Origin of the sequence: Pseudomonas putida, assembly GCF_026625125.1 — a bacterium.
In the GTDB taxonomy this organism is placed as follows: Bacteria; Pseudomonadota; Gammaproteobacteria; order Pseudomonadales; family Pseudomonadaceae; genus Aquipseudomonas; species Aquipseudomonas putida_X.
Map to the genome: position 1 here is coordinate 2,033,223 of NZ_CP113097.1, position 23,035 is coordinate 2,056,257.

Below are 23,035 nucleotides of genomic sequence, written 5' to 3' on the forward strand. Positions count from 1 at the left end.
GTGCCCGCTCACGCCTGGGAGGTTTTGACGTGTATCAACAAACCGTTTATGCCCGATCAAGCCAGCTGGAAAAATGCCCGAGCCGTTGCCGTGGTATGCGTTGCGGTCTCTTCGACAGATTCGCCCCGGTGTAACGCCACCTCCCGCAGCACTTCTGGCAAAAACGCCGGCTCGTTGCGCCCGCTCTTGGGTTTCGGTCGCAGGCTGCGCGGCAGCAGATACGGGGCATCACTTTCCAGCATCAGGCGCCCCCGGGGAATGTTGCCCACCAGTGGGTGCAAGTGCGTACCGCGGCGTTCGTCACAGATCCAGCCGGTGATGCCGATGTGCAGGTCCATGTCCAGGTAGGCGAACAGCGCGTCGCGCTCGCCGGTGAAACAATGCACTACGGCGGCGGGCAGATGGTCGCGGTAGTTCTTCACAATCGCCAGCAAACGCTCACTCGCATCACGCTCATGCAGGAACACCGGCAGGCGCAACTCGGCGGCCAGCGCTAATTGAGCTTCCAGGGCTTTTTCCTGAAGTGGGCGAGGGGAGAAGTCGCGGTTGAAATCCAGCCCGCACTCGCCAACGGCGCGCACACGCGCCTCACTCAACAACTGGCGCAGTCGCGGCTCGCTGTTGGCATCCCACGCTTTGGCGTCGTGCGGGTGTACGCCGGCGGTGGCGAACAGGTGCTCGCTGGCGGGGTCCAGTTGCTGGCACAGTTCAAGCGCCTGCTCGCTGACCGCAAGGCTGGTGCCGGTAAGGATCATCTGCCCAACGCCGGCTTCGATGGCGCGCTCGACGATGGCGGCCTGCTGGTCGTGGAAACTGCTATTGGTCAGGTTGACGCCGATATCGATCAGTTGCATGGTGCTACCTCGTGCCGCGGGACGGCCAGCATAGCAAAATGCGTGATTTTCGGAAAAACCAAGAACTTCAGGCGTTTGCCAGGGTCTTTTACCGTCATTTATCACGAGCGGCTCGTACACATGGATGCTGCCCACCGACCTCGGACACGTTTTCGCATGCTGCGATCCCTGCTCACCCTGCTGCTGACGCTTGGCCTGATGCTCGTCGGTCCGGCTTACGCACGCCTGCCGGGGCCGCAGCACACCGTGCCGGTGAACAAGGCCCGTGACCTTGAACAGATCCGCGCCAGCAAGGTGCTGCGGGTACTGGTCAACCAAAGCCGCAACAGCTCCGGTGAGGTCAAGGGCGAGCCCGTCGGTATCGAGTACTACCGCTTGCGTGCGCTTGAGCATTACCTCAACGCCCGGACCGGCGACGGACAGCAGGTACGGCTCAAACTCATCCCCAGAGCCAAAGAGCAACTGCTCGGGGCTCTGCAGCGCGGTGAAGGCGACCTGGCCGCCCCGGGCGAGTTGCTCGACCCGAGCCTGGTCGGCGGCGTGGCCAGCAGCGCTCCGGTCCTGGACCAAGTGCCGTTGTGGTTGGTAGGGCGCAAGGGCGAGCGCAGTTTCACCCGTGTCGAGCAGTTGTCCGGGCGCACTGTGGCGTTGACCAGTGCCAGCGCCGCCGGTGCGCTGATCCAGCAGATCAACCAGCGCCTGGCGCTGCGCAAGCGCCCACCGGTCAAGATCGAATGGGTCGACTCGACACTGGCGGTGGAGGACGTGCTGGAGATGGTCCAGGCCGGCATCTATCACCTGACCGTGGTCGAGCGGCCGATCGCGCTGCGCTGGGCCCGGGTAATGCCGCGCCTGCGCCTGCATAGCCGGCTGCAACTGGGCCCGCCACAAGCCATGCGCTGGTATGTGCGGCGCGATGCGACGCTGCTGCAGGCTACGGTCGATCGCTTCCTGCAGGGCTACCGGGCGCCCGAGAACCAGGATGCGGCCTTTGAACGCATCTATCGGCGCCAGTACCGCGTGCACAACCCGCTCGCACGCAAGGACCGTCAACGCCTTGCGTCAGTCCGGGCGGTGCTGCAGAAGCATGGCCAGGCGCAACAGATCGACTGGCTGAACCTGGCTGCGTTGGCCTTCAAGGAATCGACCCTCAACCCGGCGGCGCGCGGCAGTGGCGGGGCGCATGGCCTGATGCAGATCACCCCTGCCGCGGCGCAACGGGTCGGGGTCAGCAATACCGCAACGGTTGATGGCAATGTCCAGGCCAGTGCCCGTTACCTGGCGTTGATTCGCCGCAAGTTCTTCGCCAGCCCGAAGATCAACGAGCGTGAGCGCATGGCCTTCGTGCTGGCCGCTTACAACCTTGGGCCCGAGCGGGTCCAGGCCATGCGTGTCGAGGCCCGCAAGCGTGGGCTCAATGGCAATCAATGGTTCTTCCAGACCGAACGGGTTGCGATGGAGCAGGTGGGCATGGGGCCAGTCAACTTCGTCAATAGCGTGAACAAGTACTTCCTGGCGTTCAACCGTGAACGTGCAACGTTGGAGCGAAGCGGTAAACGCTGATTTATCGATCTATTCGATTTATATGTTGGGTTTTTTGCGATTTTAATATCTGTTTGGTCGATTATTATGGCGCCCATCCCAACACAACATCGCAGCTTTCAAGGAAGTCACCCAATGAACAACGCAATCATCAAACTGCTTTCCACTCGCGCTGGCCTGGGCTTGAGCGTGGTCCGCATCCTGGTCGGCATCATCTTCATGGCGCACGGCGCACAGAAACTCTTCGGCCTGTTCGGTGGCTACGGGTTGGAGGGCACTGGCCAGTGGATGGAGAGCATCGGCCTGGCCCCCGGCTACCTGATGGCCCTGCTGTCCGGCAGCGCCGAGTTCTTCGGCGGCCTGGCCCTGGTGATCGGCCTGCTGGCTCGCCCGGCGGCGCTGGCACTGACAGTGACGCTGGTGGTGGCAATCTTTTCGGTACACATCGGCAACGGCCTGTTCATGTCCAACAATGGCTATGAGTTCGCCCTGGCTTTGCTGGCGGGTACCGTCGCGGTACTGATCGAAGGCGCTGGTCGTTTCTCTCTGGACCGCTTGATCGCCCGCTGAAGCCTCATGCTGCAGGCCTTGAGTTGATGACTTTCAGCTTGGGGCTTGCAGCTTGCCGCTTGTAGCTCTAGCATACCGCCTGCGCCGATTTAAACAGCTACTTGCGGGGCGCAGGAAAGCCCAGCCCCGGGTCATCCGAAATACCGCTAAAGCGCTGGTTCGGTGACGCCTCCCACCGCTGCCCAGCGGGATTTGCGAGGCGGAGAAATACTCCATGAGTTGCCCACGTACCAGTGTCTGCTTGAGCCCACTGCCTGCCAGCCAGGCTACCCGCACACCGCGCATCCTGCTCGGTGGCCAGCATCAGCCTACGCTTTTGCGTCATCTTGAAGGCTTGTCCCGTCGCAAAGGCCAGGCCCGCGCCTTCCTCATCCAGTTTGCCGAAACCGCGTGCCGGCTGGAGCAGTTCGGCAACGACCGCTTCGATCTGGCGGTGATCCAGGCACCTGCCGCACAGCACGCTGCCGAAGTGATTGGCCATCTCACCCGCATCGCACGCCAGGGCCTGATTACCCGACGCTGAGGTACGTGCTGCATCTAGCCTTTGAGCATCTGTGCTTAGTCAGCGAGTCCTTCTGTGGCACAGCCAACACTGCATCCTGGCTCTTCACGCAGGGTTGGCTGATCTTGGCGGCGTCGTCAGGGCTTGATAAACCGGGGACTAGCCTCCGCCTCTTTGTACTCAATATGGGTAACCTCCCAGTAAGCAACGCCCGTGGGAGTGTGTACCAAAATCTCATCCCCTACACTTTTGCCAATGCATGCTCGAGCCATCGGTGAATCGATGGAGATGAAACCCTTTCTGTCATAAATCTCATCGCCGCCGACAATACGAAATATTTTAGTCTCGTCATTTTCGTTGATAATGGTTATCCAAGCCCCAAAAAATATCTTGCCTTCTTGGGTAGGTGAGTAAGGAACAACGCGAAGACCTTCGATCCGTTTTCGGAGGTATCTTACCCGGCGATCTATTTCCCTCAGTCGTTTCTTATTGTACTGGTAGTCCGCATTTTCACTTCGGTCGCCCAAAGATGCCGCCCAGGTTACCTTTCTAGTAATCTCAGGTCGCTCTTCGCGCCAAAGCCAATCCAATTCATCCTTCAAGGATTGATAGCCAGCTTCGGTGATAAGATTAGTTGCCATATTTCGCCTGTTATCTAGTCAGTGCCAGGTACCTGGTCCAAGGTGGGTAATTTATCCGAAGCCATCGCTTTTCTGTATCAGCCTTGAATTGCCTGCTCGCAGTAATCACGAGAAATCATGCGCCTGGGGATGCGCGCCATGAAGCAATCCACTTAAACAACCTGCTCATCCACCAATGGCTTCGGGCTTTACGAATTCCTTCGATGTGCATGAATGTGTACGGTTTGGGCATGGTTTTCTCTTGGTTGCGAAGGCTGCGTACTCCCCTGATTATGTGGCGTGCATAAAATAATAGAGTCATGGAGCAAGCCAGCAGTCCGAATGAGGCGACCAGTTCGGAGGTAAGAATCCCGATTTCTTTGGTAAAAGCACTTGCCGCCAAGGTGGTCACCCCAGCCATGAACAGAGGACTGTATACTGTCGACGGTTTCTGCTTTCTTTGTGGGCGAGGCTGGACTTTGATCCCGTCATGCTCGAAAGGGTGAAATGACGGTTTTCCGTTAACCAAGACTAGGTATGTCAATGCTGTGATTGCCATTGGGGCCAGTGCGATCTGGAAGGCAGCGCCATCGGCCCCGCTCCAGAACCTTGTAGCAGCATGATAGGCCAAGTTGCAGGATAACAATGAGAATATCCCGGTCGTAGTGAGTACGAGTGACAGAATATAGGTCGTGAATTTCTCGCACGTGTAAATCAGGTGTAGCGTCCACCCGAGTGCGGCGAGGGAAATCATGAAAAAAGCAGGCCAGAAAAACTTTAGCTTTGAAGGTCCCAAGGCGAGAAAAAATACAAATACACCCAGTAGACCCCAGCTGACCTTTTTTATATTGGTCGCGTCAATCATCGTTGTTCTCTATCCTAAATGCCTGGCCGATATTTCTGTCTCCACTCTCAATAAATGACGCCCGCATCTCGATATGGCCGCTGCTTGCAGCAAGCTCTTCAGATACTACCCCTCCCGAAGCACCGCCAACGGGCTGGCATTAAGCGCTCGCCGTGTCCCCAGCACGCCAGCCCCGCCTACCAATAGCGCGCCCGCCAGTGGCAGTACCAGCAGCCACGGATGGGGAGCCCACTGCAGGTCGAACGCATAGCGGTATAGCACCAAGGTAATCAACTCACAGCCTAGCGCTGCCAACGCACCGCTGGCCGCACCCAGCAGCCCGAACTCGATACGCCGCGCTTTCACCAGCAACGGCCGTGCGGCGCCCAGTGCGCGCAGCAGCGCGCCTTGGCGAATGCGTTCATCCAGCGTTGCCTGCAAGCCTGCGAACAGCACGGCCAACCCCGCCGCCAGGACGAACAGCAATACATATTCCACCGCCAGGGTAACCTGGGCGAGGATGCTGCGTAGCTGCTCCAGCAAGGCATCGACTTGCAGGATGGTCACCGCCGGGAAGGCCCGCGACAGGGCCACTACATCCAGGTCAAGACCCGGCGCGAGGTAAAAGCTGGTCAGGTAGGTGGTCGGCAGCCCCTGGAGGGTACCCGGCTGGAAGATCATGTAGAAGTTCGGCTGGAAGCTGTCCCAGTGCACGCTGCGCAGGCTGCTGACCCGTGCCTGGCGTTGTTCGCCGCCAATGTCGAAGGTCAACAGGTCGCCCAGTTGCACCTTCAGGCTGGCGGCAAGTTCCGCCTCGACCGAAACGCCAGGGATTTCATCGCCAGCCGGTAGCGCCCGCCACCAATTCCCGGCGGTCAAGGCATTGCCTGCCGGCAGGTCGGCGGCCCAGGTCAGGCTGAGGTCGCGCTGAACTGCACGCTCGCCGGCCGAATCCTTGCTGACGATCTGTTGCACGGGCTGCTCGTTGATTTGGATCAGCCGGCCAGGCGTCACCGGATAGAGCGGCGCGGAGGCTGCGTTCACCTCGTGCAGGCGCTGAGCAAAGGGCTCACGGTCGTCGGGCAGGATGTTCAGGGCGAAATAGTTGGGGGCGTCCTTGGGCAGTTGAGCCTGCCAGGTGTCGAGCAACTCGGCGCGCAGCAAGGCGACCAGGGCCATGGCCAGCAGGATCAGGCCAAACGCCAGTGCCTGGCCTGCGGCAGCCATGGGGTGGCGGAGCAACTGGCCCAAGCCCAGGCGCCAGGGTAGCGGGGCGCCTGCCAGCAGTTGCCGCAGGCTGCGCAGCCCAACCAGCAGCAGGCCGCCCAGTACCAGTGCGGCAAGCAACCCGCCTGCAAGCAGGGCGAAGGTCAGCAGCAGGTCGAGGCTCAGGCGCCACATGATCAGGCCCAGTGCGAACAGGGCGGCGCCATAGACCAGCCAGCTGCTGGGCGGTACGGGCAGCAGATCACGGCGCAGTACACGCAGCGGTGGCACCTTGCCCAGTGCCGCGAGCGGGGGCAGGGCGAAACCGGCCAGGGCGACCAGCCCGGTGGCGATGCCGGCCAGGGCCGGGACGATGCCGCCAGGCGGCACCACGCTCGGCAGCAGGCCGTGCAACAGGCGGAACAGGCCCAGTTGCGCCAGCCAGCCGAGCAGGGCGCCCACCAGCGCCGCCAGCAGGCCCAGCATGGCCAGTTGCAGGCAGTACAGGCCCAATGCCTGATGGCGGGACAGCCCCAGGCAGCGCAGCAGTGCACTGGCGTCCAGGCGCCGGGCCGCATAGCGGCTGGCCGAGAGTGCCACGGCGACCCCTGCCAGCAGCACCGCCACCAGGCTAGCCATGTTCAGGTAGCGCTCGGCCTTGCCCAGGGCGCCGCCGATCTGCCGGTTACCATCGCGGGTGTCGAGCAGGCGCTGGTTGGCCGCAAGCGTCTTCTCCAGCCCCTGGCGGTACTGTGCCAGGGGCTGCGCATCCCCGCGCCACAGCTCACGGTAGCTGACCCGGCTGCCGGGCTGAATGACCCCGGTGGCCTCAAGGTCGGCGAGGTTCATCATCACCCGCGGGGTGAGGCTGTAGAAATTGTTGGCGCGGTCCGGCTCGTAGGTCAGTACGCGGCTCATGCGCAGGGTCTTCATGCCGACATCGATGCTGTCGCCAATGCTCAGGCCAAGGGCAGCGAGCAAGCGCGGCTCGATCCAGACCTCGCCCGGCGGCGGGCCGCCACCGGGTGTCTCCTTGGCATAAGGCGCCGGTGCACTGCGTACCTGGCCACGCAGGGGGTAGGCGCCATCGGCGGCTTTGATGCTCGACAGCTGAATGCCGGCGTCACCACCGACCACGCTGGTGAACTCCACGACCCGGGCGTGGCGCAGCCCCAGGGCGGTACCGGCGTCGATCTGCTCCTGACGCGCTGGCGCACTGCCTTGCAATACCAGGTCGGCGCCCAGGAACTCGCTGGCGCGCAACTGCATGGCGCCATTGAGGCGAGCGCCGAAATAGCCGATGGCGGTGCTGGCGGCTACAGCCACGAGCAGGGCGAAGAACAGCACGCGCACTTCGCTGGCGCGGATGTCGCGCAACAACTGGCGCAGCGCCAGGCCGCACAAGCGGGAAAGCGGCATGTGCTTCATCAGGCCTCCACCGGCGCCACCAGGCGGCCTGCTTCCAGTCGTATTAGGCGCCGGCAGCGGCTGGCCAGGCGTTCGTCATGGGTAACCAGAACCAGAGTGGTGCCGCGTTCCTTGTTCAGGTCGAACAGCAGGTCGCTGATACGCTCGCCAGTGTGGCCGTCGAGGTTGCCGGTGGGTTCGTCGGCGAACAGCACCGCAGGCTGGGCGGCGAAGGCCCGGGCAATGGCCACCCGCTGCTGTTCGCCACCGGACAACTGGCGTGGCGTGTGGGTCAGGCGCTTGCCCAGGCCGACACGTTCGAGCAGGGTGCGGGCCTGTTCGCGAGCATCTCGGCGGCCGTCCAGTTCCAGTGGCAGCATGACGTTCTCCAGGGCATTGAGGCTGTCGAGCAGCTGGAACGACTGGAAGACGAAACCGACGTGCTCGGCGCGTACCCGGGCGCGCTGGTCTTCGTCCAGCGGCCCGAGGTCGTGCCCGGCGAGGATGACCTTGCCGGCGCTGGGGCGATCGAGGCCGGCGAGCAGCCCGAGCAGGGTCGACTTGCCCGAACCGGAGGCGCCGACGATGGCCAGGCTGTCACCTTGGGCGAGGTCGAGGGAGAGTGCGTGCAGGATGGTCAGGTCACCTTCCGCACTGGGGACCACTTTGCTAAGGTTCTGCGCAACGAGAATGCTAGGGCCCATGGAGAATCCAATGCGAGTATGGTGGTTGAGTGCCGGTCTGGCCCTGTATTGCCTGGCCCAGAGCGCCGCGGCGGGAACATTGCTGGTTGTCGGCGATAGTATCAGTGCCGGTTTTGGCCTGGATACCCGCCAAGGGTGGGTCTCTTTGTTGCAGACCCGGCTCAAGGACGAAGGTTTCGATGATCGCGTGGTCAATGCCTCGATCAGCGGCGACACCAGTGCAGGGGGCCAGGCGCGGCTGCCGGCGCTGCTTGCAGCGCACAAGCCTAGCTTGGTGGTGCTGGAATTGGGCGGCAACGATGGCCTGCGCGGGCAGCCGCCAGAGCAATTGCAACAAAATCTTGCCTCGATGATCGAGCGGTCACGCGAGGCCGGGGCCAAGGTCGTGCTCCTGGGCATGCGTCTGCCGCCCAATTACGGAGTGCGCTACACCACGGCGTTCGCCAAGGTGTATGAACAGCTGGCAGCGGAGAAACAGGTGGCGCTGGTGCCGTTTTTCCTGGAGGGCGTAGGGGGTGTGCCAGAGATGATGCAGGCCGATGGCATCCATCCGGCGCAGGGGGCCCAGCAGCGCTTGCTGGAAAATGCCTGGCCAGCGATAAAACCCTTGCTCTGACGCTTTAAACGGGGCCGGCTTTCGGCTAATGTTGCGCCCCCCGTTTCGAGAGCCCCCAATGCCGCGCCCTGCCTGGTCCTTGTACGCCTACCAACTGATCGAGCCCGATGAGCAGCTCGATCTGTTCGCCTGCCAGGAAATCCGCGTTCACCTTGTCGCCCGGCAGCTCGAACTGGGTGTGCCGGTCGATCGCACCCTGTGTGGTGGCTTGCTACCGGCACAGCCCCGCTGGTCCGGCGTGCCGCGCTCTATCTACCGTGACGGCCGTCTGTGCGACCTGTGCCGGGCGATTCTCGACGCGCAGCGCCGCGGCATGCGCCCGGTATGGCCGCAACTTTGATGCGGCCCTTGGCCTGAAACTGCGAGCGCCTTTCATCATCTGAAACGCATGGAAACCCCCTGTGGCTCCCGCTTGGTCCGGTGGGGGTGTACAATCGATTCTCTTGACCCACCTTTCGAAGGATTTACCGGATGTTGCCGCGCTTTCCCGCCGTCACCCGCTGCCTGACCCTGGCCGGCCTGCTGGTAGCAGGCCCCGCCGTTGCCCTGGAGTTGCCGTTGCCGCCTCCCGGTGAAGACGTCGTTGGCCAGGTGCAGGTGATCAAGGCCAAGTACGAGGACACCTTTGCCGACATCGGCACTGCCAACGACCTCGGCTACCTGGAGATGATCGCCGCCAACCCGGGGGTGGACCCATGGCTACCGGGCGCCGGTACCGAGATCATCCTGCCGACCCGTTATGTGCTCCCGCCGGGGCCTCGCGAGGGCGTGGTCATCAACCTTGCCGAATACCGGCTGTACTACTTCCCGAAAGGGCAGAGCGTGGTGTACACCTTCCCGCTGGGCATCGGTCGTGAAGGCTGGGGTTCCCCCATTGCCAACACCAAGATCATTGCCAAGACCCCGAACCCGACCTGGACGCCACCGGCTTCGATCCGCGCCGAACACGCCGCCGATGGTGACATCCTGCCGACCGTGGTGCCGGCCGGGCCAGACAACCCGCTGGGGCCTTACAAGTTCACCCTGGGCGTGCCGGGTTATCTGATTCACGGCTCCAACAAGAAGTTCGGCATTGGCATGCGCACCAGCCACGGCTGCTTCCGCATGTTCAACAACAATGTGCTGGAACTGTCGAAGATGGTCCCCGTCGGTACCCCGGTGCGCATCATCAACGAGCCGTACAAGTTCGGCATCAGTGGTGGCAAGGTATACCTCGAAGCGCATACGCCGCTGGACGACCACGGCGATCCTTCGGTGGTCGACAAGCACACTGCGGTCATCAATGCGCTGCTCAAGCGTGAAGACCTCGCCAACAACGTGCGCATGAACTGGGACATGGTTCGCGACGTGGTCGCCGCAGAAGATGGTATGCCGGTAGAAATTGCCGTGCCTGTCGACAACCAGGGTGCGGCTCCGATGGTGTCGAGCATTCCTCCAGAACTGCAGTAAGCCTTAGGGCGACAGGACTCAAGCCTGCTCAGGTCAAACGCCTGGTGCAGGCTTTTTCATTTGTGCTGTTTGCTTTTGTAGCGGCAATAAAAAAGCCGACCCCACTAGTGGGTCGGCTTCTTAACAATCCGTGAGGACTATTACTTGCGGCTGGCTTTGTCCAGCATACGCAGGGCGCGCTCGTTGGCTTCGTCAGCGGTCTGCTGAGCCTTCTGAGCGGCTGCCATTGCATCGTCAGCCTTACGGTAGGCTTCGTCAGCGCGGGCTTGAGCGCGAGCTGCTGCGTCTTCAGTCGCAGTCAGACGAGCTTCGGTTTCTTTGGATACGCTGCTGCAACCGGTAGCCAGAACTGCGGCCAGAGCCAGAGCAGAGAATTTCAGAACGTTGTTCATCGTGTTCCCCTTCAAGGACTTTCTATTAAATAGCCATCTCTCAGGAAAGAGAAACTGGCCGGCGTACATAGTACCCATTACTTGTAGTAAGTAAACTGACTGAACGCAAGAATGGTAAAAAAAATGTTGCTGAAGGGGGTGGTTGACAAGGTTTCCAGGCTTTTTCCGAACAGCCACTGCAGGCGGCGCAAGCGATTGTTGTAAGGGAACTTTTTTGTTGAACTAACGGTGACTTTAAAGGTCACTGTGCGTCTAACGCCCAAGAGTGTCCGGCCGATGTTGCTGGTCAGTTCGTGCAGGGTTTGCTGCCCATGGCGGTGACTTTTAACCGATGCCACCTTGAGCAATCCGGGGTGCCGTGCCTACTATTTGATGGCCGGGCCCGGAAGAACCATTGCAACCGGGCTGCGGTCGAAGGGGCAAGAGGTGGCGCAGGCTCTGCACGAATGGGTTCCTCCGCCGGATACACCACCATCGGTTAAGGTAAAGGTCTGCCCAAAAGACCTGCGAGGAGTAGTGATGAGTGAAGCGCTGACCATCCACCATGACCAGGCCGGTCATCAGTTCGAGACCAACGTGGACGGTCATCGTGCCTACCTGACGTACATGGATCTGGGCAAGCAGACGCTGGATATCTATCGCACATTCGTTCCAAACGCCCTGCGCGGCCGAGGGATCGCTGCAGCGCTGACCGAAAAGGCCCTGGAGTACGCCGACCAGATGGGCTACACGGTGATTCCTTCCTGCTCGTACGTTGAGCGCTACATGGAGCGCAAGCAGCGTCATCCGAGCAAGGCCTGACCGGGCTGGTCTCTACATGCAAAAACGCCGGGCAATGCCCGGCGTTTCGTTTTCTGGCAACGCTCAGCCGCGCTTGCGCTGGGGCAATACATCCTTGAGCTTGGCGTGCATGCTGCGCAGGGTTTTCTCGGTGGCAGGCCAGTCGATGCAGGCGTCGGTGACCGATACGCCGTACTGCAGATCTTCCAGATTCTTCGGGATCGACTGGGCGCCCCAGTTCAGGTGGCTTTCGACCATCAGGCCAATGATCGACTGGTTGCCTTCGAGGATCTGGTTGGCGACGTTCTCCATGACCAGCGGCTGCAAGGCCGGGTCCTTGTTGGAGTTGGCGTGGCTGCAGTCGACCATGATGTTGGCCTTGATCTTCGCCTTGGCCAGGTCCTGCTCGCACAGCGCAACGCTCACCGAATCGTAGTTCGGCTTGCCATTGCCGCCACGCAGTACTACGTGGCCGTACGGGTTGCCCTTGGTGGTAACGATGGATACGCCACCTTCCTGGTTGATGCCCAGGAAGCGATGTGGCTTGGATACCGACTGAAGGGCATTGATGGCCACGGTCAGGCCGCCATCGGTGCCGTTCTTGAAGCCAACCGCCGAGGAGAGGCCCGAGGCCATCTCACGGTGGGTCTGGGATTCGGTGGTGCGCGCGCCAATGGCCGACCAGCTGATCAGGTCCTGCAGGTACTGCGGTGAGATCGGGTCGAGCGCTTCAGTGGCGGTCGGCAAGCCCATCTCGGCCAGGTCCAGCAGCAGTTGGCGGCCAATGTGCAGGCCGTCCTGGATCTTGAACGAGTCATCCAGATAAGGATCGTTGATCAGGCCTTTCCAGCCCACCGTGGTGCGCGGCTTCTCGAAGTAAACACGCATTACCAGGTACAGCGTGTCGGAAACTTCCTCTGCCAGCACCTTGAGACGCTCGGCGTATTCGTGAGCGGCCTTGATGTCGTGGATGGAGCAGGGGCCGACCACTACGAACAGGCGATGGTCTTTGCCGTCGAGGATATTGCGCACCACTTCGCGGCCGGCAGTAACGGTCTGCAAGGCTTTGGCGCTGAGGGGGATTTCCTTCTTGAGCTGATCGGGGGTGATCAAGGTCTCGTTGGAGGCAACGTTAAGGTCGTCGATCGGTAAATCAGCCATCGTGTTACTCGTCAGGTCACGGTGCCGGCCGCCAGCAATCCCCGTGCGGCCCAGCAGCAAGAATGTTCGCAGCGGGGAGCCGAACCTTAGCGCGTTACAGGGGGCGCGACAATGGGCTGCAGTGCGCCTGTGCAGGGTTTTTCCCTGGTGCAATAAGCTTGTACTGCTATTTAGGTGCGCAAAACACCTCAATCGGTGTAGAAAAGCACACCGACATTGATCAGGAGATCAGCATGGACCCTCGCAAACCACGCATCGGCATTATTGGCAGTGGTGCCATCGGCGGCTTTTATGGCCTGATGCTGGCGCGGGCCGGGTTCGACGTGCATTTTCTGCTGCGCAGCGAATTTGCGGAGGTTCGGGCGCATGGCCTGAGGCTGGAAAGCGCTGTGCACGGCGACTGGCGGATGCCGGTTCAGGCGTATTCCAACGTTGCCGACATGCCGCCGTGCGACTGGTTGCTGGTAGGCACAAAGGCCACCAGCAATGGCGAATTGGCGCCACTGATTGCGCAGGCTTCGGCACCCGATGCCAAGGTGGTGCTGCTGCAGAACGGTTTGGGTGTCGAGGAACAGCTGCGGTCAGCGTTGCCCGGCAATCTGCACTTGCTCGGTGGCTTATGCTTCATCTGTGTCAACCGTGTGAGCCCTGGTGTGATACGCCATCAGGCACTGGGTGCAGTCAACCTGGGTTATCACAGCGGCCCCGCCAGCGATGGGGGGGTAAGCATCGTAGAGGAGGGCGCCAGGCTGTTCCGCGCTGCGGGTGTCGACTCCCAGGCCATGGACGACCTCGGCCAGGCGCGCTGGCAGAAGCTGGTGTGGAACGTCCCCTACAACGGCCTTTCGGTGTTGCTCGGTGCCAGTACTTCGCCGCTGATGGCCGATGCTGACAGCCGTGAGCTTGTTCGGGCGCTGATGGCCGAGGTGGTTCAGGGCGCTGCTGCCTGCGGTCATGAGCTGCCAGCCGGTTATGCCGAGCACTTGTTCCGGATCACCGAGCAGATGCCCGACTACTGGCCGAGCATGTACCACGATCACGTCCAGCAGCGGCCGCTGGAACTCCAGGCTATCTATGCCGAGCCTCTGGCCCGGGCACAAGCGGCAGGCTGCAGCCTGCCGCGCATGCAGATGCTCTACCAGGCACTGGCTTTCGTCGACCGCGCCAATCGTGCTGGCTGAACCTCTACAGCCCGCATTGGCAGTGCGCCGGGCGGCCGAGCGAGCGCCCGGCGCGCTGCTAAGCTGAAGCTTGCTCTGCCGCCACGGCAGTCGAGGAGGTCGAATGATCCGCTCCATGCTGTACGCCACCGACCTCGGTGTCTACGCCCCTTTTGTCATGCAGCACGCATTGGCCCTGGCCCGCACGTTCGGCGCGGAACTGTATGTGATTCATGCCGTAGAGCCCATGGGCCAGTTCGCCGAATCCCTTTTGCAAAGCTACCTCGATGAGCAGACGCTCGACGCGTTGCACAGTGAGGGCGTCAATACGGTGATGGCTAACATCGAGCAGCGTGTGCTGGAGAACTTCCGTGAGGAATTAGGCGAGGACGCGGACCTGGCGGTGATCAAGGCGGTTCGGGTGCGCCAGGGTGATCCGGCTCAGGTCATCCTGGAGCAGGCGCAGCGTTTGAGTGTCGACCTGCTGATTTTTGGCAGCCACAGCGCCGGGGCCGGGGTGGATGTGCCGATTGGTCGAACCGCTGTGCGCTTGCTGCAGTTAGCCACGGTGCCGGTGTACATGGTGCCACTTTCGCAGCATCTCGGCCGTAGGAAAACGTGAAGCTGGTGGTGGGCAATTTCGGAGCGGCATGTAACAAAATAGTTCTATTTTTATTTCGGTAGCCACTAATATAGTTATATATCGTCGCTGCCTGCTGCCGCTGACTTACCGCTGATTCGAGGGGAACCTATGAAGCTTCAACAATTGCGCTACATCTGGGAAGTGGCGCACCACGACCTCAACGTCTCCGCGACGGCGCAAAGTCTGTATACCTCACAGCCGGGGATCAGCAAGCAGATTCGCCTGCTCGAGGATGAGCTGGGTGTTGAAGTGTTTGCCCGCAGCGGCAAGCATCTGACCCGTGTCACTCCCGCGGGGGAGCGCATCATCAATACCGCTGGCGAAATCCTGCGCAAGGTCGAAAGCATCAAGCAAATCGCCCAGGAATTCTCCAACGAGAAGAAGGGCACGTTGTCCATCGCTACTACCCATACTCAGGCGCGCTATGCGCTGCCGCCGGTCATCAGCAGCTTCATCAAGCAGTACCCGGAAGTGGCCCTGCACATGCATCAGGGCTCGCCCATGCAGATTGCCGAGATGGCTGCGGACGGTACCGTCGACTTCGCCATTGCCACCGAGGCGCTGGAGCTGTTTGGCGATCTGATCATGATGCCGTGCTACAAATGGAACCGCTGCGTGGTGGTGCCGCAGGGCCACCCGCTGACCAAATTGCCGAAGCTGACGCTGGAAGCGGTCGCCGAATACCCGATCGTCACCTATGTGTTCGGTTTCACTGGCCGCTCCAAGCTGGATGAGGCCTTCAATCACCGCGGCCTGACACCTAAGGTGGTGTTCACGGCTGCCGACGCCGACGTGATCAAGACTTACGTGCGTCTGGGGCTGGGCGTGGGCATCGTGGCGAAGATGGCGGTGGACAGCAAGCTGGACAGCGACTTGGTGGCGCTCGATGCCAGTGAGCTGTTCGAGGCCAGCATCACCAAGATCGGCTTCCGCCGCGGCACCTTCCTGCGCGGTTTCATGTGCGATTTCATCGAAAAATTCGCACCGCACCTGACCCGTGAAGTCATGGCCAAGGCCATCCAGTGCCACAACAAGCAAGAGCTCGAAGAGCTGTTTGCCGGGGTTGAGTTGCCTGTGCATTGACAGCAGCTTCAAGCTTCAAGCTGCAAGCTTCAAGAAAGAGCAGTCCGCGTGGGCTGCTCTTTCTTCGTGAGGCTGGAGAGTTGCAGCTTGAGGCTTGCAGCTTGCAGCTTGCAGCTGCTTCAGGCCTTGCTGATGAGGTTGCCGGCGTGCAGGCCGCATTCCTTTTGGGTCGACTCTTCCCACCACCAGCGGCCTTCACGCTCGTGCTGGTTCGGCAGCACCGGGCGGGTGCATGGCTCGCAACCAATGCTGATGAAGCCGCGTTCGTGCAAGCTGTTGTACGGCAGCTCGAGCATCCGGATGTAGCCCCAGACTTCCGCGCTGGTCATCTGTGCCAGCGGGTTGAATTTGTACAAGGGGCGTTCTGGTGTGGAGAAGGCACTGTCGAGTTCCAGTGCTGCCACCTGGCTGCGGGTGCCCGGGCTCTGGTCACGGCGCTGGCCGGTGGCCCAGGCGCTCACAGTGGCTAGCTTGCGCCGCAGCGGCTCGATCTTGCGGATGCCGCAGCACTCGCCATGGCCATCCTTATAGAAACTGAACAGGCCCTTTTCCTGGACGAACGGGTCGAGTTTGGCGCGGTCCGGGCTGAGGATCTCGATCGGCAGGTTGTACTGCTCGCGCACCTGGTCGATGAACCGGTAAGTCTCAGGGTGCAGGCGGCCTGTGTCGAGGCTGAACACCTTGACCTGCTTGTTCAGTTTCCAGGCCATGTCGACCAGCACCACGTCCTCGGCGCCGCTGAAAGAGATCCAGAGATCGTCGCCGAAGTGCTCGAAGGCGAGCTTGAGGATGTCCTGCGGGGATTTGCTGGCGTAGGTCGCGGCCAGGGCGGCGACGTCGAAGGGTTGGCTCATCAGGCGGTTTCCATCTTGGCTGTGGCGCTGTGCGCTCGTAATGAAGTGATGGTAACAAAAAATGGCAGGCTAGACGCTGTGCCTGTGCCGGCCCTCGGCTGGGGCAGCCAGCGCTGGGCTACAGACTCTGCAAGGTTTCCATCAATACCCGCACCTTGGCGATCGACTCTTCGTATTCCGATTGCCAGTCGGAGTCCGCCACCACCGCGCCACCGCCCCAGCAGCTGACCTGGCCGTCCTTGATCAGTAGGCTGCGAATGGCGATGGAGCTGTCCATCTCGCCGCGCACATCCACGTACAGCAAGGACCCGCAATACAGCGCGCGACGGCTGGGCTCCAGCTCGTCGATGATCTGCATGGCGCGGATCTTGGGGGCGCCGGTGATCGAGCCGCCAGGGAAGCTGTCGCCGATCAGGTCCAGTGCGTCCTTGTCGCTGGCCAGTTGCCCAGTGATGCTGCTGACCAGATGGTGCACGTTGGGGTAGCTTTCCAGGCTGAACAGCTCCGGCACCCTCACCGAACCGATCTGGCAAGTGCGGCCCAGGTCGTTACGCAGCAGGTCGACGATCATCAGGTTTTCCGAGCGGTCCTTGGGGCTGTGGCGCAGCGCCTCGGCATTGCGGGCGTCTTCAGCCGGGTCGGCCGAGCGCGGGCGGGTGCCCTTGATCGGCCGGGTCTCCACCTGCCCCTGGCTGACGCGGATGAAGCGTTCCGGAGAAAAACTCAACAGGGCGCTGCCGTCGGCCAGTTGCTGGTAAGCAGAGAACGGCGTCGGGCAGGCCTTGCGCACTGCCTGGTAGGCGCCCCAGGGGTCGCCCTGGCACGGTGCACGGAAGCGTTGGGTCAGGTTGATCTGGTAGCAATCACCGGCCTGTATGTAGCGCTGAACCTGGTCGAATGCTGCCTTGTATTGCCCAGGCTGCAAGTCGCCTGTCATGGCGGCGAGCAGGTGGAAATCGCCGCTGGCAGTGTCATCGGGTTGTTCAAACAAGGCGATCAGCCGCTCACGCTCGTCATCAGCCAGCTGGGGGTGGAACATCAGTTGGCTGGTGCCATGCTGGTGATCGGTCACCAGCGCCCAGCCATACAACCCAAGCTGGGCGTCGGGCAGGCCAAGATCATCCTTGGCCAGGCACGGCAGGTGCTCCAGGCGTCGGCCGAAGTCGTAGCTGAGGTAGCCGATCAGGCCGCCGGCAAATGGCAGCTCGACCCCCTCGGGCAAATGGGCACGGCCAAGTTGTTTCAGGCTGGCGCGCAGCCGTTGCAGGAAGGCGCGGCCATCTTCATCGGGCAGTACCTGCAAGTGTTGCAGCGGCCAGGCGCTGAGCAGGTCGAAGCGGCCGCGCTCGGCGCCTGGCCGGGCGCTGTCGAGCAGGATCGCTCCGGGCGCCTGGCGCAGGCGGGCGAAGTACACGGCGGGGTCGGGCTGGTAGGGCAGGGGGTAGAGCGTACAGGTCGGCATCAGAGTGGACGGCGATGTAAAAGCGAGGAGGGCGATTGTAGACCTGTGCTGGAAATGCGCCTAGCGCCAGTGTGATTTTCCAGCAGAGTATTGCAGCCGTCGCCGGCAAACCGGCCCCCGGGGGCTACGTAGCCCATGCTGCGGGGGCCGGCTTGCCGGCGATGGGGCAAGGCTATCCGTGCGGATGCACGTGCCCGAACAGGCTCTGCGCCACCCGCACACGCTGTTCGGCATCCTCGGTCACACCGTCCTTGGCCAGCGCCTCGATGTGCGCCTCGATGGCATGGGTACGCTGGGTCAGCCCGGTGTCGTTGGCGATCTGGATGTTCAGCCCTGGGCGAGCATTGAGTTCGAGAATCAATGGCCCCTTGTCCTGGTCCAGCACCATGTCCACACCGATGTAGCCCAGGCCGCACAGCTCATAACAGCCGGCGGCCAGCTTCATGAAGCCGTCCCAGTTCGGCAGCTGTACGCCATCCACCGCATTTGTGGTGTCCGGGTGCTTGCTGATGATGTTGTTCAGCCAGGTGCCGCGCAGGGTCACTCCGGTAGCCAGGTCCACGCCTACACCGATCGCGCCCTGGTGCAGGTTGGCCTTGCCGCCGGACTGGCGGGTTGGCAGTCGCAGCATGGCCATCACCGGGTAGCCCATCAGCACGATGATGCGGATGTCTGGCACGCCTTCGTAGCTGATGCTCTTGAAGATCTGGTCGGGGGTTACCCGGTACTCGATCAGCGCGCGGTCGCGGTGCCCGCCGAGCGAGTACAGGCCGGTAAGGATGCTGGAGACCTGATGCTCGATCTCTTCATGGCTGATGATCTTGCCGGAAACGGTGCGGTAGCGGTCCTCGAAGCGGTCGGCAATCACCAGGATGCCGTCACCGCCGGCGCCCTGGGCCGGCTTGATGACGAAATCGTTGCGCCCGCCGATGATCTCGTGAAGCTTGTCGATCTGCTTCTCGGTCTCGATGATGCCGTACATTTCAGGCACGTGAATGCCTGCTGCCAGCGCACGCTCCTTGGTGATGATCTTGTCGTCGACGATCGGGTACAGGTTGCGCTTGTTGTACTTGAGCACATAGTCCGCATTGCGGCGGTTGATACCCATGATGCCCCGGGCCTCCAGGGCTTTCCACGTCTTGATCAGGCCAAACATCAGGCGTCAGCCTTCTTCAGGAATGCCTTGAAGCGCACCAGCTCGGTCAGGCGGTAGCCGCGGTAGCGACCCATCGCCAGCATGAAGCCCACCAGGATCAGCAGTACCGCCGGGAAGGTGAAGACGAAGTACACCAGCTCCGGCACCATCATCAGCAGGTGGGCAAGCGACGCTGCGAACAGGGTGCCGATCGCCACTTTCATGGCATGGCCGCCGCCACGTTCTTCCCAGGTGATCGACAGGCGTTCGATGGTCATGGTCAGGATCACCATCGGGAACAGCGCCACCGACAGGCCGCGCTCCAGCCCCAGCTTGTGGCTGAACAGGCTGATGGCGGCAATCAATACCACGACGAAGGTCAGTACCACCGAGAGGCGCGGCAGCATCTGCAGCTTGAGGTGCTCCAGGTAGGAGCGCAGCGACAAGCCCAATGCCGTGATGACGGTGAACAGCACGATGCCGAAGCCCAGTTGGGTCTCGCGGAACGCCAGGGCGATCAGGACCGGTGTGAACGTGCCCAGGGTCTGAATGCCGATCAGGTTGCGCAGCACCAGGATCACCAGCACGCCGATCGGGATCATCACCATGATCATGAAGGTCTGCTGGGTCTGCAGCGGCAGGCCGTACAGCGAGTATTCGAGGAAGTCGGCGTCGGTGTTCTCGTCGGTCAGCTTGGCCAGGCGGATGGCGTTCATCTCGCTGTTGTTCATGCTGAACGTGACGTTGGCTTTCTTGCCGCCATCGACGGTGACCAGGTTGTCATCACCGGTCCACCACAACAGGCGGTCGCTGGGCAGGCCCTGCTCACCGGTGTCCGGATTGAAGTACAGCCAGTCGTTGCCGTTGAAGCTGCGCAGCCAGAGTTCGGGGGACTGCGGCGTATCGGCCACCAGGCGGATGGTATGGACCTTCTCCATCGGCACATGCGCGATCGACAGCAGCAGGTCGATGACCTGGGCCTTCTTCATGGGCGAGGTATCGCCGGCCAGCAGCAGCTTGACGTTGTCGTCGTTGAGGTTGTTGACCCGCTTGATGGTTTCGCTGACGAAGGTCTCGACGTCGGCGGAATGCTGGCGGATCGGCGCCATCAGCGCTTCAGCGGCGATCTTCTCAGGGCCTTCTACCGCCAGGCTGTCGCGGAAGGTCGGGCCTTTGATGGCGGACTTTTCGCTGCTGTAGCGCTTGGTCAGCACCAGGCGGTAGTAGAGGGTCTGGTTGCCGCTGGCGCGGCGGGCCGACCAGGTTACCTTGCGGTTGCCATCGGCGCGGTTGACGCTGACCCCGTAGTTGTTGGAGATGAAGCTCTCGTTGAGGCTGACGTAGTCGCGGTTCAGCGGCGGTACGAACATTTGTACCTTGACCGGGTCCTTGCTGTTGGCGACGAACTCGACCTTGGCGTCGATGTTCCAGAGGTCGTCGGTTTCGTCTTCGGTCACCGGGATGCCGAGGAAGAAGATCTGATAAGCCGTGACCGCCACGCCCAGCAGCACCAGTACGGTGATCAGGACTTTCAGATGGAGGGTAAGAGAGCGCATCGGGATTACTCTGCTTTGGGAGCGTCGGTGGCACAGGCAGGTTTGCCGGCCGCGTATTTAAGGCTTGGGTCGACCAGCGCGTCGAAGTGCTTGAGCGCCTCGGAACCGATCAGCAGCGGGAACTGGAACGCGCTACGGTCGGTGAGGTTGACTTCGATGGTGCGAAGGGCCTGGCCCATGCAGATTTCGAGTTCGATGACCGGGCGGGCGGTATAGGCCTTGCCCGATTCGGCATCATAGTCACCTGCGCGGCGCTTGATCTTGCTGACGCGCGCCAATGGGCGTTCGATGGGGTGCGAATGGGCGGCGTCAATGGCCAGGTAGAAACGCACCCAGCTTTCGCCGTTGCGCTTGAAACGCTTGATGTCGCGGGCACTCAGGGACGCGGTCTTGGCGCCGGTGTCGAGTTTGGCGGCCACTTCCAGGTCGAGTTCGCCAAGGCGGGCGTATTCATTAAGACCGTACACGGTCTTGCCCGCCGCCTGGCCAAGGGCCGGCAGCAGGGTGAGGCATAACAGCAATAAAACGGGTGTAAGTCTCATAGTCCTGGCGCGGTGCTGTGCTGGGTTCGGGGCAAGGCGACTGGCAGGTACTGCACAAGCTTCCTCGGTTGATCTGTCAACAACATGAATGGATGACAGAAACGCTATCCATACTCCGTTGGAGGCGCGGCATTCTATCACGCCGAGGCCTTGGCGCCAGCGCGTCGCGATCTGACAACGCCATCACTCACTAAGTTCGCGCCTGAAAGATTGTCGACAATGTTCAATTTTGCTTTGACTGCTTGAGCTTGTTTCGTTAGTTTCTGTTCAGGAGCTTACCAAGGTGTCAACAATATGCTGGACCTCATGACCCCCAGCCCCTCGATGTCGGATGAAACGGAAACCTTGTCCGAGAATGTTTTCCGGCGCATCCAGGCTGCGATCGTCAGCGGGGAAATTGCCCCAGGCAGCAAGATCTCCGAGCCGGAGCTCGCGCGAACCTATGGCATCAGCCGGGGCCCGCTGCGTGAGGCCATCCATCGCCTGGAGGGCCAGCGCCTGTTGGTGCGGGTGCCGCATGTGGGCGCGCGCGTGGTGTCGCTCAGCCATGCCGAACTGATCGAGTTGTACGAAATCCGTGAGTCGCTCGAGGGCATGGCATGCCGCCTGGCCGCCGAGCGCATGAGCCAGGGCGAAATCGATGAGCTGCGCCGGGTGCTGGACACCCACGAGCGCGACGCAGCGTTCCAGGCGGGGCTGGGCTACTACCAGCAGGAAGGCGATTACGACTTCCATTACCGGATCATCCAGGGCAGTGGCAACCAGACCCTGGTCAAGATGCTCTGCGGCGAGCTGTACCAGCTGGTGCGCATGTACCGCATCCAGTTTTCCGCCACACCCAACCGACCACGCCAGGCTTTTGCCGAACACCACCGCATTCTCGATGCCATCGCCGACCGTGACGGCGAGCTTGCCGAACTCCTGATGCGCCGCCACATCGGCGCGTCCAAACGCAACATCGAGCGTCACTACCTGGACGCCAACAACAACAGCCTTTGAGGTGAGAAATGACTGTGAAGAGCACCCCTGGTCAGCGTTTTCGCGATGCCGTTGCCGCCGAACATCCTCTGCAGGTGGTCGGTGCCATCAACGCCAACCATGCGCTGCTGGCCAAGCGCGCCGGCTTCAAGGCCATCTACCTGTCCGGTGGGGGTGTCGCCGCGGGTTCGCTGGGCTTGCCGGACCTGGGCATTACCGGTCTGGATGACGTGCTGACCGATGTGCGGCGCATCACCGACGTGTGCGACCTGCCATTGCTGGTAGATGTCGACACCGGCTTCGGCGCCTCGGCCTTCAACGTTGCGCGCACCGTGCGTTCGATGAGCAAGTTCGGTGCTGCCGCCATTCATATCGAAGATCAGGTGGGCGCCAAGCGCTGCGGCCACCGGCCGAACAAAGAGATCGTCTCCCAGCAGGAGATGGTTGACCGCATCAAGGCTGCGGTCGATGCCCGTACCGATGACAGCTTCGTGATCATGGCCCGTACCGATGCCCTGGCCGTGGAAGGCCTGAACGCAGCGCTGGACCGTGCTGCCGCCTGCATCGAGGCCGGAGCCGACATGATTTTCCCTGAGGCCATTACCGAACTGCAGATGTACAAGACCTTTGCCGACCGGGTGAAGGCGCCGATCCTGGCCAATATCACCGAGTTCGGTGCCACGCCATTGTTCACCACCGAGGAGCTGGCAGGGGTGGACGTGTCGTTGGTGCTGTACCCGTTGTCGGCGTTCCGCGCCATGAACAAGGCCGCCGAGAATGTCTACACCGCACTGCGTCGCGACGGCACGCAGAAGAATGTGATCGACACCATGCAGACCCGCATGGAGCTCTACGATGCCATTGGCTACCACGCGTTCGAGCAAAGCCTCGATGCGCTGTTTGCCCAGAAGAAAGGCTGAGCCCATGCTGGCCTCATCGCCGGCAAGCCGGCTCCCACAGGTACAGCGCCTGCCA

The 23,035-nt window shown here is 61.7% G+C and carries 25 protein-coding genes; 12 read left to right on the top strand and 13 right to left on the bottom strand.

What is annotated here, in order from left to right; genetic code table 11:
- Nucleotides 1-56: 56 nt before the first annotated feature.
- On the bottom strand, nucleotides 57-854 hold the full coding sequence (locus OSW16_RS09280; RefSeq protein ID WP_267822509.1) for a TatD family hydrolase: 798 nt from the start codon (nucleotides 852-854) through the stop codon (nucleotides 57-59).
- Nucleotides 855-1,010: 156 nt separating this feature from the next.
- Between OSW16_RS09280 and OSW16_RS09285 the strand changes: the two genes are divergently transcribed.
- The 3 genes from OSW16_RS09285 (at nucleotide 1,011) to OSW16_RS09295 (ending at nucleotide 3,489) form a co-directional block, all read left to right on the top strand.
- Nucleotides 1,011-2,417, top strand: coding sequence for a transglycosylase SLT domain-containing protein (locus OSW16_RS09285; RefSeq protein ID WP_267822510.1), 1,407 nt, complete (start codon nucleotides 1,011-1,013; stop codon nucleotides 2,415-2,417).
- Nucleotides 2,418-2,531: 114 nt separating this feature from the next.
- Nucleotides 2,532-2,966, top strand: coding sequence for a DoxX family protein (locus tag OSW16_RS09290; RefSeq protein ID WP_241803238.1), 435 nt, complete (start codon nucleotides 2,532-2,534; stop codon nucleotides 2,964-2,966).
- A 214-nt stretch (nucleotides 2,967-3,180) separates the two neighbouring features.
- Nucleotides 3,181-3,489 carry a hypothetical protein gene (locus OSW16_RS09295; RefSeq protein WP_241803239.1) on the top strand — a complete coding sequence of 103 codons (309 nt, stop codon included), beginning with the start codon at nucleotides 3,181-3,183 and terminating at the stop codon, nucleotides 3,487-3,489.
- 116 nt (nucleotides 3,490-3,605) lie between these two features.
- On the opposite strand, the gene greB is transcribed toward OSW16_RS09295, so the two are convergent.
- From greB to OSW16_RS09315, 4 genes are all read right to left on the bottom strand, one after another.
- On the bottom strand, nucleotides 3,606-4,109 hold the full coding sequence (greB, locus tag OSW16_RS09300) for a transcription elongation factor GreB (protein WP_267822511.1): 504 nt from the start codon (nucleotides 4,107-4,109) through the stop codon (nucleotides 3,606-3,608).
- A gap of 115 nt (nucleotides 4,110-4,224) precedes the next feature.
- Nucleotides 4,225-4,953, bottom strand: coding sequence for a hypothetical protein (locus tag OSW16_RS09305; protein ID WP_267822512.1), 729 nt, complete (start codon nucleotides 4,951-4,953; stop codon nucleotides 4,225-4,227).
- A 105-nt stretch (nucleotides 4,954-5,058) separates the two neighbouring features.
- A complete protein-coding gene (locus OSW16_RS09310; protein ID WP_267822513.1) occupies nucleotides 5,059-7,566 on the bottom strand; it encodes an ABC transporter permease in 2,508 nt (835 codons plus the stop codon).
- Nucleotides 7,566-8,249, bottom strand: coding sequence for an ABC transporter ATP-binding protein (locus tag OSW16_RS09315; protein ID WP_267822514.1), 684 nt, complete (start codon nucleotides 8,247-8,249; stop codon nucleotides 7,566-7,568). The genes OSW16_RS09310 and OSW16_RS09315 overlap by 1 nt, the downstream gene beginning before the upstream one ends.
- A gap of 10 nt (nucleotides 8,250-8,259) precedes the next feature.
- Here OSW16_RS09315 and OSW16_RS09320 point away from each other — a divergent pair, with 10 nt between their 5' ends.
- The 3 genes from OSW16_RS09320 to OSW16_RS09330 all read left to right on the top strand — a co-directional run bounded on the left by OSW16_RS09320 (nucleotide 8,260) and on the right by OSW16_RS09330 (nucleotide 10,314).
- A complete protein-coding gene (locus tag OSW16_RS09320) occupies nucleotides 8,260-8,865 on the top strand; it encodes an arylesterase (protein WP_267822515.1) in 606 nt (201 codons plus the stop codon).
- A gap of 58 nt (nucleotides 8,866-8,923) precedes the next feature.
- The gene (locus OSW16_RS09325; protein WP_039601335.1) at nucleotides 8,924-9,205 is read left to right on the top strand and encodes a hypothetical protein; all 282 of its coding nucleotides are present in this window, start codon (nucleotides 8,924-8,926) and stop codon (nucleotides 9,203-9,205) included.
- 131 nt (nucleotides 9,206-9,336) lie between these two features.
- Nucleotides 9,337-10,314 carry a L,D-transpeptidase family protein gene (locus OSW16_RS09330; protein ID WP_241803245.1) on the top strand — a complete coding sequence of 326 codons (978 nt, stop codon included), beginning with the start codon at nucleotides 9,337-9,339 and terminating at the stop codon, nucleotides 10,312-10,314.
- Nucleotides 10,315-10,454: 140 nt separating this feature from the next.
- On the opposite strand, the gene OSW16_RS09335 is transcribed toward OSW16_RS09330, so the two are convergent.
- Both OSW16_RS09335 and OSW16_RS09340 read right to left on the bottom strand, forming a co-directional pair.
- A complete protein-coding gene (locus OSW16_RS09335) occupies nucleotides 10,455-10,706 on the bottom strand; it encodes an Lpp/OprI family alanine-zipper lipoprotein (protein ID WP_003250288.1) in 252 nt (83 codons plus the stop codon).
- 77 nt (nucleotides 10,707-10,783) lie between these two features.
- Nucleotides 10,784-11,044 (bottom strand): hypothetical protein, encoded by a 261-nt coding sequence (locus OSW16_RS09340; protein WP_267822516.1) that lies wholly within the window; start codon nucleotides 11,042-11,044, stop codon nucleotides 10,784-10,786.
- Between the two features lie 181 nt (nucleotides 11,045-11,225).
- Between OSW16_RS09340 and OSW16_RS09345 the strand changes: the two genes are divergently transcribed.
- The gene (locus OSW16_RS09345; protein WP_267822517.1) at nucleotides 11,226-11,507 is read left to right on the top strand and encodes a GNAT family N-acetyltransferase; all 282 of its coding nucleotides are present in this window, start codon (nucleotides 11,226-11,228) and stop codon (nucleotides 11,505-11,507) included.
- A 63-nt stretch (nucleotides 11,508-11,570) separates the two neighbouring features.
- On the opposite strand, the gene OSW16_RS09350 is transcribed toward OSW16_RS09345, so the two are convergent.
- Nucleotides 11,571-12,647: a 3-deoxy-7-phosphoheptulonate synthase gene (locus tag OSW16_RS09350; protein ID WP_241803248.1), complete on the bottom strand. Its 1,077-nt coding sequence runs from the start codon at nucleotides 12,645-12,647 to the stop codon at nucleotides 11,571-11,573.
- Between the two features lie 233 nt (nucleotides 12,648-12,880).
- Here OSW16_RS09350 and OSW16_RS09355 point away from each other — a divergent pair, with 233 nt between their 5' ends.
- The 3 genes from OSW16_RS09355 to cysB all read left to right on the top strand — a co-directional run bounded on the left by OSW16_RS09355 (nucleotide 12,881) and on the right by cysB (nucleotide 15,533).
- A complete protein-coding gene (locus OSW16_RS09355; RefSeq protein WP_267822518.1) occupies nucleotides 12,881-13,828 on the top strand; it encodes a putative 2-dehydropantoate 2-reductase in 948 nt (315 codons plus the stop codon).
- A 103-nt stretch (nucleotides 13,829-13,931) separates the two neighbouring features.
- Nucleotides 13,932-14,429: a universal stress protein gene (locus OSW16_RS09360; RefSeq protein ID WP_267822519.1), complete on the top strand. Its 498-nt coding sequence runs from the start codon at nucleotides 13,932-13,934 to the stop codon at nucleotides 14,427-14,429.
- Nucleotides 14,430-14,558: 129 nt separating this feature from the next.
- Nucleotides 14,559-15,533 (top strand): HTH-type transcriptional regulator CysB, encoded by a 975-nt coding sequence (gene cysB, locus OSW16_RS09365; RefSeq protein ID WP_012313669.1) that lies wholly within the window; start codon nucleotides 14,559-14,561, stop codon nucleotides 15,531-15,533.
- A 119-nt stretch (nucleotides 15,534-15,652) separates the two neighbouring features.
- Here the strand turns inward: cysB and OSW16_RS09370 are convergent, their stop codons facing one another.
- From OSW16_RS09370 to OSW16_RS09390, 5 genes are all read right to left on the bottom strand, one after another.
- Entirely contained in the window at nucleotides 15,653-16,387 is a 735-nt protein-coding gene (locus OSW16_RS09370) for a phosphoadenylyl-sulfate reductase (protein ID WP_267822520.1), read from the bottom strand.
- 118 nt (nucleotides 16,388-16,505) lie between these two features.
- Nucleotides 16,506-17,849 carry an aminodeoxychorismate synthase component I gene (pabB, locus tag OSW16_RS09375; RefSeq protein WP_267822521.1) on the bottom strand — a complete coding sequence of 448 codons (1,344 nt, stop codon included), beginning with the start codon at nucleotides 17,847-17,849 and terminating at the stop codon, nucleotides 16,506-16,508.
- 172 nt (nucleotides 17,850-18,021) lie between these two features.
- Nucleotides 18,022-19,005: an alpha-L-glutamate ligase-like protein gene (locus OSW16_RS09380; RefSeq protein WP_267822522.1), complete on the bottom strand. Its 984-nt coding sequence runs from the start codon at nucleotides 19,003-19,005 to the stop codon at nucleotides 18,022-18,024.
- Entirely contained in the window at nucleotides 19,005-20,540 is a 1,536-nt protein-coding gene (locus OSW16_RS09385) for an inactive transglutaminase family protein (RefSeq protein ID WP_267822523.1), read from the bottom strand. The genes OSW16_RS09380 and OSW16_RS09385 overlap by 1 nt, the downstream gene beginning before the upstream one ends.
- 5 nt (nucleotides 20,541-20,545) lie before the next feature.
- A complete protein-coding gene (locus tag OSW16_RS09390; protein WP_241803256.1) occupies nucleotides 20,546-21,082 on the bottom strand; it encodes an ATP-dependent zinc protease in 537 nt (178 codons plus the stop codon).
- A 294-nt stretch (nucleotides 21,083-21,376) separates the two neighbouring features.
- Here OSW16_RS09390 and OSW16_RS09395 point away from each other — a divergent pair, with 294 nt between their 5' ends.
- Complete coding sequence (locus OSW16_RS09395) at nucleotides 21,377-22,081, top strand: GntR family transcriptional regulator (protein ID WP_267822524.1); 705 nt, start codon at nucleotides 21,377-21,379, stop codon at nucleotides 22,079-22,081.
- An 8-nt stretch (nucleotides 22,082-22,089) separates the two neighbouring features.
- Complete coding sequence (gene prpB / locus OSW16_RS09400; RefSeq protein ID WP_241803258.1) at nucleotides 22,090-22,980, top strand: methylisocitrate lyase; 891 nt, start codon at nucleotides 22,090-22,092, stop codon at nucleotides 22,978-22,980.
- Nucleotides 22,981-23,035 lie beyond the last annotated feature (55 nt).